This is a genomic window from Nonomuraea sp. NPDC051941, assembly GCF_044593615.1.
Map to the genome: position 1 here is coordinate 207411 of NZ_JBIUCF010000002.1, position 9074 is coordinate 216484.

Genomic DNA, 9074 nt, shown 5'->3' on the forward strand with positions numbered 1-9074 from the left:
CGCCTCGAGGTGTGGACGCCTTGCACAGCTCAAAGCCCGGACCCGGGAACTGGAACTGAGACGCGACATCCTGCGCCGGGCTGCCAAATATTTCGCCGGCGAGACCAACTGGTCAGCGCTTCCAGTTCGTCGTCGACCACGCGGGCGCCTTCGGCGTCAAGCGGCAGGCGCACATGCGCAGAGCGCCGCCTCAACGTGAATGGACGCCACCACCAGGATCGGTTGACCCTAGCAACGGCAACTCTCCCCAGCCCGGAGCGGCTCACGATGACGCTGGATCGATGGCCTTGTGAAGCACCGCCCAAATGTTGATCAAGCCATGTCGCCAGGGATGCTGGGCTGCGGGGCCCAAACACGCAGGAGGTTCACAGTGGCTCCGTTCTGATCTCCTCACCCGGAACGGATAGCCCATGATCCGTCGCATCGCCCTGTCAGCCGCCGCTCTCGCCCTCCTGCTGGCTCCCTCGCCGGCCAAGGCCCAGACCTCGGACGGCTGGCATGATGACGCCGGCTGGGGGTCGGTCAGCGTCTCGGCCGACCGCCACCGCATCACCGTCTGCGACCTAAGTGACGACGGCCGGGCCGTCCGGGTCGAATACGTCACCTCCTACCTGCAGACATGGACCATCGTCGACTCCAACGGCGCCCGCTGGGGGTGCAAAACCGACTCCACCTTCTTCAGCCGCATCACCGCCTTCAAGCTCTGTGAAGGTCGTAAGTACGGCTCCTGCCGACCCTCCACCTGGATCTCACGATCCGGCCTTGGGTAAGCCGGGCCAGCCTGCAATCTTGCGCAAGCGGCCGGGCAGTCTATGCGCTCCTTCTTCGGCGTCGTCCTGCTACGACCTGCGCGGCCGTCAGCCCGCACACGTGTTCTACATACCACCGGCGGCTGTTTGCGGCTTTCCGGCCATCCCACTCCTTGAGGTCCTGATTTGAGATATTGAGAGGGGCCGCCACTTTGATCGGCCGGTAGGTGGCACGCCAGGTCTGCGGGTCACGCTCATAGGTGGGGTTCCAGTACGTGTAGTCGCCGCCAACGACCGCCTCGGGATCGAGATCGATGCGGAGACCACCGCGATCGAACAGGTACACCTTGATCACGTCCCTGCCGCACTCGCGGCAGCACGCCCGTCGGGCGCTCATGTCGCGTTACCAGCGTGCGCGGGGTGCGCTCCCAACAGGTGAAAATCCGACCGCATCATGGAGGGGTGCGGCGGCGGCACTTGGGGGCGTGTGGGCCATATCACTGCCGCGCCGGCCACGGGTCCGGGGCCGAAGGAGGCACATCTCCGGTCCGAGGGTTCGCTCTGCCCTAGATCGCCATGCCCAGCTTGCGCGGCGCATTGCACGGCACGGGTGGCGTGCCCGCGTTGAGGTTGCTCATGTCCCGCACCGCAGCCGCGTCCCCCACATCGCTGATCGATGCGTACGCCAGGACGGTGCCGTCGACTTACGGGGGCCCCTCCGAGCCCGTAGGTGTGCGGACCGTTGATCCCCTTGCCGTGGTCATTGACCATGAGTGATGTCCCTGCCGACACGCCTGTGAGGCTGGTCTGCCAGACCGTGAAGGGCCTGGCAACCTGCAGTCCCCCACCCGCCGACGGCGATACCCGCCGTTGGGAGCTGGGAAGGCTCAACGGGACCGTCGACTCTCGCGTCGCCTGTCGCAGGCGCACCTTCCCCCAGTACAGCCCACACATTGCGGCGTCCGGCATCGCAGGTGTAGGTGCCCCAGGCAGTGGCGTACTCCGCCACGATGCCCAGGCCGCGACCTGTCTCCGAGGTGAAGGCAGGCGAATGCGGCTGCGGCAAGGGGGACATGTCCAGGGTGCCGGGATCGATGACCTCCAGCAGGAGCAAGCGGCGGCCGCGGCTTACGCGTAGCACCACCGACTCACGCCCCAGGCCGTGTGCCGGGTGGATGACGGCGTTGGTGAGCAGCTCGCTGGCCACCTGGAGGAGCGAAGGGAGCAACAGATCGTCCTTGCCAATCCACTGGGTGAGGACATGTCGCCCCTGGCGAGGTGCCCTCGCGTTACGAGGCAGGCTGATATGCGAAATCAGGGTCATCGCTGTCGGCGGGCGAGATTCCTGCACCGGCACGGGTGCGGTTTCCGTTGGCATGGATATCACCGACCATCTAGAGGGCTTGGCCTCAAGGTCCACAAGATCGACTCCTCTTGTGAACCCGAGTTCGCCTGGTTCGTTGAAGACACTCCCCAGACTGACCCCCGCCAGTTACTTTGAGTAGTCAACAGGCGACACAGTTGCTACACACATCGGGTTCACGGATGTGTGTGTACTTGTGAACATGAGGGTGATGCGTCCATGGCCGCAAGCGAACTCGACCCAGGAGCCAGTCCTCTCGCTCTCTTCGGGGCCGAACTGAGGAGGCTGCGGGACGAAAGAGGCGTAACCCAAGAAGAGATCGCGGACTACACCCACGTCAGCAAGAGCCTGGTCAGCCAGATCGAGAACGCCAAGCGCACACCACAGCGAGACTTCACCGAGCAGGTAGAGAGGCTTCTCGGCCTCAAGGGAGACCTACTCCGCCTCTTGCCCCTCGTCATCAAGACAGGACCGACCTGGTTCCGCCAGTGGCCAAAGATCGAGGCCAATGCTCATACCCTGCGGACGTGGCAACCCCTCGTGGTTCCCGGACTGCTTCAGACGCGCAACTACGCTCGCGCGATCCTGAGCGGGCAGCCGGGCATCAGCAACGAACGCATCGACGAAGAAGCTGACGCACGCCTCGCCAGGCAGGTGGTGTTCGACCGTCCCGAGCCACCCATGTACGCGGCGGTCATCGACGAAGGAGTCCTCCTGCGCCCCATCGGAGGAGCCGAGGTGATGCGACAACAGCTCGACCACCTCCTCAAACTGCTGGCTCACCCCTGCATCACCCTGCAGATTGTTCCGATGGCCGCCGTACCCACGATCGGCCTGTTGGGCGGATTCGTCATCGCCCAACTCCTCCAGGGACCAGACGCCGTGTACTTGGACTCGGCCGCGGACGGCGAGGTAACAGATCGCGTGGACCGCGTGCGCACCGTTAGTGTCAGATTCGACGCCATCCGGTCATATGCCCGACCGGTCAATGAGACCGCAGACGCGATACGCGAGAAGATGGTGATGTATGAACGTGACTGACGAGTTGGCTGCCGAACTGGAGACAGCACAGTGGCGTAAGTCCTCCTTCAGCGGCGCCAATGGTGGCGATTGCATCGAGGTGGCCCAGCTGAGCGGCGACCACTTCGGCATCCGAGACACCGAACAACCCGACGACGTGCAGCCGTGGATCGTGCGCGGGAGTGTCTTGCGCGCCTTCGTGGCCGGCGCCAAGGCTGGCGAATTCGACTTCTAGCCCAATCGAGGAGGAGGGCGAGATCACCTCACCCTCCTCTCACACCTCCGGACAGGCGCTTGGCCATAACTGCGGTCGTGCTACGGGGAATCTGCCCTTGGCGACTTTGAGCTCCTTGCTCGCCGCCTTATCGGGGTCTTTCGCCATCGTGGTTATCCATCCTCGCGTGCAGGGCAGCTCTCGCTGCTGGCCTCGTTCGTGTAGTCGAGTAGCGCCCGCAGCCCGCGCACCGGCACCGCGTACCGGCCACCGATACGCAGCACCCGGCACGGAAACTCACCTGCCTTCGCGAGGCGGTATGCCTTGGTGCGGCCCATGCCGAGCAGCCGCCCGGCCGTGAGCAGGCTGATCACCTCCGGCTCCTGCTGTGCTGGGTGGCCGGTTGGGGTTGTGCTGGTCATGCATCACCTCCATGAGCGTTGATGAACAGGACATGCGGGTCGCGTGGACCGCGCGTTCCTGGCGGGCTGTGGTGGGCGCTACGCCCCCAACCCGGCCCGGGCCCCCAAGGGCGCGGGGGTGTGACCGCCGTTAATCGACGGGCGGCCACAGCCCCGGTTCGGGGTCCGGTACCGGGGCGGATAGGTGGGCGGCAGGCGGTATCGACGCCACCTCCATGGCCCGCGTCAAGCGAAATCCGCAGGTCTGCGCCCGCGCCCCAGCGCCCGGCCCGAAGCCAGGCCGGGGACCAGGGCTACTCCAGCTCGTGGACGGTTGCCAGTGCAGAGCCAGGATCGAGCTGGGCCGGCATCTGAGACCTGCGAAACACGAGCAGGTCCTCATGCGCGACTGCGTGGATCGGCAGGCCGCGCGCCCATCCCTTGCGCGCCTCGTGGAGCTGGAAGAATGACGCCCGGTTGAGGAGCTGGCCGTCGCCGAGCCCGCACAGCAGGCAGGCGATCCGATCCACGAACGCCAGCCCGTTCTCACGAGCAAGCGACTGTACGTGGCCGGGTAGGTCGACCAGTTCGCCGCGTATCCGGTATGGCCGCACCGTGATTGCCACCACGCCGCCCGGCCGCAGCAGTGTCACGCATCCGGCCAGGATGCGGCCGAACCCGTCGAGGAGTTGCGGGAGCTGCTGGTGGGCGAGGTTGGCGCGGTCGTGGGAGTAGCGCTGGTTCCATTTACGCACGCCCGGCTCACCGGTATCGCGGGTGGAGCGGATGTGCCCGTGCGTGGCCGCTCCGTACGGGGGCGAGGTGAGCACCAGCGCCGCCTTCCCTACCAGGTCGGGGAGCAGCCGGGCGATGTGCCGGGAATCCCCGGCCATCACCCGCCCGAAGCCGGACGCGCCCTGCTTGCGAGCGTGGCCAAGGTTGGCGACCGCCAGCCGCGCCCACCGCTCCTCGTACTCCACGCCTGCGGCGTGCCTGCCGAGATGGGCAGCTTCGACGAGGGTGGTGCCGATCCCGCACATCGGATCGACCACCAGCTCCCCTGGACCGGTATAAGTCTCGATCACCCGGGCGGCGATCGAGGGCAGCATCTTGCCGGGATGCTGCATCGACTCCGGCACGTACCGGCCCCGCCGCTGCACCCGCGAGGGCCGTTGCCCGGTCGCCCACACCGACGTCGTCACCTCAACCATCAACGCTCACCTCCGGTCCGAGCCGAAGCCTCGGTGCCCTCCGCGTCTGGAAGCCTCGATGTCTCTGGGCCCGAGGGCCTCCGCAGTTTGGTGAACAGCAGCACGTCCGAGTGCACCCGCGCGCTCGCCGGCAACCCGGAGCACGCAGGCAGGTCTCGTAGCCCGGCCAGGGAACGGCGGGAGAGGTGCGGGTCGATGCGCTCACCGCAGACGGGATGTCGCAGAGCAATAACATGCTGCAGATACACCAGCCCTGCGTCGTGGGCGAGTGCGATGATCTCTGGCACTGGATCTACTACCGCGCCTTCGCCCTGCAGACTGGTCACCACGACCAGATGCCCGCCCGGTTTCACCAGTCCCGCAGCACGGACGACGTCGAAGACCTCGGCTTCAAACTCCGAGCCCGTCCGCCCGGTCAACCGGCCCAGGGGCCGTCGGCAGGTCTGCTCGGCCACGACCAACCCCGCACCGCCCGAGAGATCCGCCAGGACCGAGTATTCATCGCCAGAGTCGGTGACACGCAGTTCAGCGACTTCCAGGTCGTAGTCAGGGTGTGCACGCGCGAGGCAGGTCCAGGTCACACCCGCGCGAGCCACGTCGGCGAAGACGGCCACCGGCAGGCAACCCGCCGTCAGCGCGGCCGAGACCAGCTGATGATCCGTCGCGCCGAGGTGGATCACCGTCTCGCCGAGCCGGGTGCACGCCGCGACGAGGTGACGGGCCAGTGGACCGCTAACTGGGTGACAGCAACCCGCCGGACAGGTCGCTACCGATTCGGTGTCGGCTGCCGCAGACCACACCGACAGCGGCAGATGCCCCCGAACCAGCCGAAAGCCAGAGCCATGGAGCCGAGCGTCCGGTCCGGATGCGATGAACGAGGCGTCAGCCGTAGCAGACCTGGTAGAGACGCAGGAACTGGCAGATGCAGGAGCAGTCGAAGATGTGGTGGGTTCGGTCATGTGGGTGTGGCCCGAATACCGGGCCACCGGTCCCTGTCACTGATCCAAATACCTGCCGCAAGACCCGAGTTGAGACAACCCATCATGTAAAGGTTCGGCAAGGTCGGCTCCACTCCAGGGCCCGTCCCCCGGCGCTCCTCGCGGATGGTCCGCAGGCTGTCGGCGACCGTGCCGGGCAGGCGCTCGCCAGATCACACTCCCCCACCTCCTTCCTCCTACACTTCGCCAACGAAGCTTGTTTTCGCAGGTCACAGCCTTTTCGTGCACGTTCCGAGCAACCTCCGTCACCGGGCTCATCACGGTGACCAAGTGATCTTTTGCAGCGAAGTTTGAGCATTATCACCGAAGGCTGATGACTGCCAGGTTTCTCACCGATGGTTAAGCGCGCAGGTCAGAGCGCTGTGTCGAACGTCGGGACGAGGGAACCGCTGCGGCCCCAGGCACATGCGCGGCCGTGCCGCCACGTCTCGAAGGCGCTGCGCAGCCCTCTCACCTACGGTGTTCCCCTCACTCAAACTTCGCTGACAACGCTCAACCTTCGCTGGGAGCGGTCACCAAGCATCGTTGCCCGGTGCGACCTACCCTGAGAAGACAGCACACCGCGACGCGTCAGCCGGGAGGCGATCTGCATGCCGAACCGGAAGGACGAACTGGCCGAACGCCGCTTTGCCAAGCTCGTCGACTAGGTCAAGGCGATGATGGCTGCCTGCCTCAAGCCGGAGTATCGCGGCTTCTACGGTCAGCTCATTTTCGCCCGCGACGTAATGGCCGAGTTGGGTGATGTGGCCGAGGTCCGACGGGCCGCGAGGACAGCGGCACGTCAGTTCGGCTGGCGGGTTCGGACCCATGTCGCCGACGACGGGACAGTCATCGTCATCGATGACCGCGACCCGCCCCAAGAGGTCCGAGAGCTGGCGGCTCGCCGTTCAGCCGATGCTGTCTCGGCCGTCCTTGCCCGAGCGCAAGCCGAGGCCCGCATGCTCCGCACCAGCGCTCCCATCCCCCTCCCTACCCGTCCGCCCGGCCCCGGCGTGGACCTCTGAGTGACCCGCCGCAGGCCCATCTCGGCGGCGGGCGATCCAACGGTCCAGGCCTCGTCCACCGTGTTGACAGAAGCTTGACCTGGGATTTTCAGCTTCATCCCGTTACCGCAGCTCACGGCAGCTTTCCGTGCGCAGCGTCATGGATCTCGTCTCCCTGCCATCCGACGGACATTGGTCCAGCAGGCCAGCGTTTCCGCAGGTCATCATCGGTTCCGACGCATGATCTAAGCATGGTGTGATCTTTGCCGTGTCCGATGTCTGATCATTTCCTGCCCGGTTCCTGCTCGGGGGCTATGGCGACCTAGCGACGTCCGAAACGAACACGCCTTATCGGGAGCGTCGCTATGTCCCACCCTTCGATCCGCCTCTCCGCCGACACCGCCGATGCGGCCGTCACGAGCACGACCATCACCAACCCGGCCGAACCGTTGTCCACCGTCGCCCTCGAAGCAGACAACGCCCAACCCAGCCAGGCGCCCAACCGCCTCGGCGGCAGCTCATGTCGTAAGGACGGCTCCCTGCCGCTGGACGTGGCCGAACACGCCTTCACCCTCCTCATGCGCGGCCCTGCCCCGCTGTCGGTCGACGGCGCGCAGCTCGGGCACGGGCTTTCGGCCCGGCCGATCCCGCTGAACGAGCTGCGGGAGATGCTGCTGCATCCGTCCTGTTCACGCACCACCCGCGACCATGTGTGGCGACACCTCATCGACCAGGCCCGCACCCATCGCGGGGCGTGGATGGTCGCCGCTGTCGCCCTGGCGATCCCGATGCTGCGCCGCCTCATCAGCACCCTCGCCAGCAAGATCCCGGCCGAACGGGTCGATCGCGAGGACCTGGAGGCCGAGGTCCTGACGGCCTACATGGAAGCCATCTGCCGGGTGAACCTGGCCTGGTCGCATCCGGTGCTGCGACTGTCGCGGCTGACCCACATCGCCGTCATCCGCGCCCACGCCACCGACCAGCCCACTCTGCTGGCCGACCCTGATCTCACCGACCGGGCCGAGAGCGGTCAGCAGACGCTCGCCTACCCTGCCGGCCACCCTGACCTGCTCCTCAACAGGGCCGTCGCCCAACAGATTCTCACCAATGAGGAGGCTGAGCTCATCGCCTTCACCCGGCTGGAGGGCATCCCGCTCAGCTCCTACTGCCGTCGCCGCGGCCTGCTCTACTGCACTGCGCTCAGGCGACGCCAGCGCGCCGAAAACGCCCTCTACCAGGCACTCCAGCGCGGCGAACTATCCCGCGACCTGTAGCGATCACGTCGGGCGCCAGCGGCGAGCACCCAGCAAAGACTGCACAAAATTCGCTGGCCCCGATGCCTTAACTCGGCTCTTCACCCAGGTCTTTTACCAGATGAGAAGGCAGCGCGGAGGGCGCCGAGCCCGGCAGCGGGACCTGTACCTGGTCACCGGTCCCTGTCACCCGGCCCAGCCCATCTCTTCCGCCGCTCGAAGGAGGACGCCCACCCGGCCCCGCGCCGTGCCCAGCGCCTCCGCGCCGCCTTCACCCGACGAGAACCAGGCCGCGACCATCCAGCGCCCCAGGCCACACGGACACCTAACCGCTCCAGGGAGGCAACACATGACGTCCCGCCCACGCCGAACCACCTCCTCGTCCCAGACCCTCAGCCTCAAAGTCCTGCTCGTCGCCTTGACGATCCTCGGCGGCATCGTCCTGGGCACCCTGCTCGAGTACGCCATCGCCCACGCCGCCACAGCAACCGGCTCTTCCAGTGCCGTCCTGGCCTCCGGCCGGTTTCTAGCTGCGCCGGCATCACTGAACGCGGTGATCGACAACCTTCGCAACGTCATCGTCGGCCTACTGGTGGCCCTGGCCACGCTCTTCCTCACTGTCGGAGGAGTCCGCTACATCCTGGCCGGAGGCGACCCAGGGGAAGTCGAAGCAGCCAAGAAGACACTGCGCTACGCCGCCCTCGGCTATGGCATCGCCGTCCTCGCCCCTCTCCTCGTCACCATCCTCAAGGGCATCGTCGGAGCCTGACCATGCCCCATCCGTCACAACGGCGCAGACGGCCACCGGGCCTGCCTCGGCTGGCCACCATCATCGCCATCCTCATTCTTTTCGCCGGGCTCGCCAAGACAGCACCCGCCCAG

The 9074-nt window shown here is 66.3% G+C and carries 10 protein-coding genes; 5 read left to right on the forward strand and 5 right to left on the reverse strand.

Annotated elements, in window-relative coordinates; genetic code table 11:
- The first annotated feature begins 410 nt into the window (after positions 1–410).
- The gene (locus ACIHFD_RS04805; RefSeq protein WP_397365632.1) at positions 411–770 is read left to right on the forward strand and encodes a hypothetical protein; all 360 of its coding nucleotides are present in this window, start codon (positions 411–413) and stop codon (positions 768–770) included.
- Positions 771–810: 40 nt separating this feature from the next.
- Here ACIHFD_RS04805 and ACIHFD_RS04810 read toward each other — a convergent pair whose 3' ends face one another.
- The gene (locus tag ACIHFD_RS04810; RefSeq protein ID WP_397365633.1) at positions 811–1104 is read right to left on the reverse strand and encodes a hypothetical protein; all 294 of its coding nucleotides are present in this window, start codon (positions 1102–1104) and stop codon (positions 811–813) included.
- A 405-nt stretch (positions 1105–1509) separates the two neighbouring features.
- Positions 1510–2169: an ATP-binding protein gene (locus tag ACIHFD_RS04815; protein ID WP_397365634.1), complete on the reverse strand. Its 660-nt coding sequence runs from the start codon at positions 2167–2169 to the stop codon at positions 1510–1512.
- Between the two features lie 162 nt (positions 2170–2331).
- Here ACIHFD_RS04815 and ACIHFD_RS04820 point away from each other — a divergent pair, with 162 nt between their 5' ends.
- Complete coding sequence (locus ACIHFD_RS04820) at positions 2332–3153, forward strand: helix-turn-helix transcriptional regulator (protein WP_397365635.1); 822 nt, start codon at positions 2332–2334, stop codon at positions 3151–3153.
- Entirely contained in the window at positions 3140–3367 is a 228-nt protein-coding gene (locus tag ACIHFD_RS04825) for a DUF397 domain-containing protein (RefSeq protein WP_355199345.1), read from the forward strand. Before ACIHFD_RS04820 ends, ACIHFD_RS04825 begins: the two co-directional genes overlap by 14 nt.
- Before the next feature lie 152 nt (positions 3368–3519).
- Here ACIHFD_RS04825 and ACIHFD_RS04830 read toward each other — a convergent pair whose 3' ends face one another.
- From ACIHFD_RS04830 to ACIHFD_RS04840, 3 genes are all read right to left on the reverse strand, one after another.
- Entirely contained in the window at positions 3520–3768 is a 249-nt protein-coding gene (locus ACIHFD_RS04830; RefSeq protein ID WP_397365636.1) for a helix-turn-helix transcriptional regulator, read from the reverse strand.
- A 293-nt stretch (positions 3769–4061) separates the two neighbouring features.
- A complete protein-coding gene (locus ACIHFD_RS04835) occupies positions 4062–4958 on the reverse strand; it encodes a TRM11 family SAM-dependent methyltransferase (RefSeq protein WP_397365637.1) in 897 nt (298 codons plus the stop codon).
- Positions 4958–5638: a hypothetical protein gene (locus ACIHFD_RS04840; RefSeq protein ID WP_397365638.1), complete on the reverse strand. Its 681-nt coding sequence runs from the start codon at positions 5636–5638 to the stop codon at positions 4958–4960. Before ACIHFD_RS04840 ends, ACIHFD_RS04835 begins: the two co-directional genes overlap by 1 nt.
- 1666 nt (positions 5639–7304) lie before the next feature.
- On the opposite strand from ACIHFD_RS04840, the gene ACIHFD_RS04845 reads away from it, so the two are divergent.
- Together ACIHFD_RS04845 and ACIHFD_RS04850 are read left to right on the forward strand one after the other, a co-directional pair.
- Positions 7305–8213: a hypothetical protein gene (locus tag ACIHFD_RS04845; RefSeq protein ID WP_397365639.1), complete on the forward strand. Its 909-nt coding sequence runs from the start codon at positions 7305–7307 to the stop codon at positions 8211–8213.
- A 397-nt stretch (positions 8214–8610) separates the two neighbouring features.
- Positions 8611–8961, forward strand: a complete 351-nt coding sequence (locus ACIHFD_RS04850; protein WP_397365640.1) for a pilin — start codon at positions 8611–8613, stop codon at positions 8959–8961.
- The last annotated feature ends 113 nt before the right edge of the window (positions 8962–9074 follow it).

Bases quoted from the DNA above. Each gene is read 5' to 3' on its own strand.
- ACIHFD_RS04805 (WP_397365632.1), top strand. From the start codon at position 411: ATGATCCGTCGCATCGCCCTGTCAGCCGCCGCTCTCGCCCTCCTGCTG.
- ACIHFD_RS04820 (WP_397365635.1), top strand. From the start codon at position 2,332: ATGGCCGCAAGCGAACTCGACCCAGGAGCCAGTCCTCTCGCTCTCTTC.
- ACIHFD_RS04825 (WP_355199345.1), top strand. From the start codon at position 3,140: ATGAACGTGACTGACGAGTTGGCTGCCGAACTGGAGACAGCACAGTGG.
- ACIHFD_RS04830 (WP_397365636.1), bottom strand. From the start codon at position 3,768: ATGACCAGCACAACCCCAACCGGCCACCCAGCACAGCAGGAGCCGGAG.
- ACIHFD_RS04835 (WP_397365637.1), bottom strand. From the start codon at position 4,958: ATGGTTGAGGTGACGACGTCGGTGTGGGCGACCGGGCAACGGCCCTCG.
- ACIHFD_RS04845 (WP_397365639.1), top strand. From the start codon at position 7,305: ATGTCCCACCCTTCGATCCGCCTCTCCGCCGACACCGCCGATGCGGCC.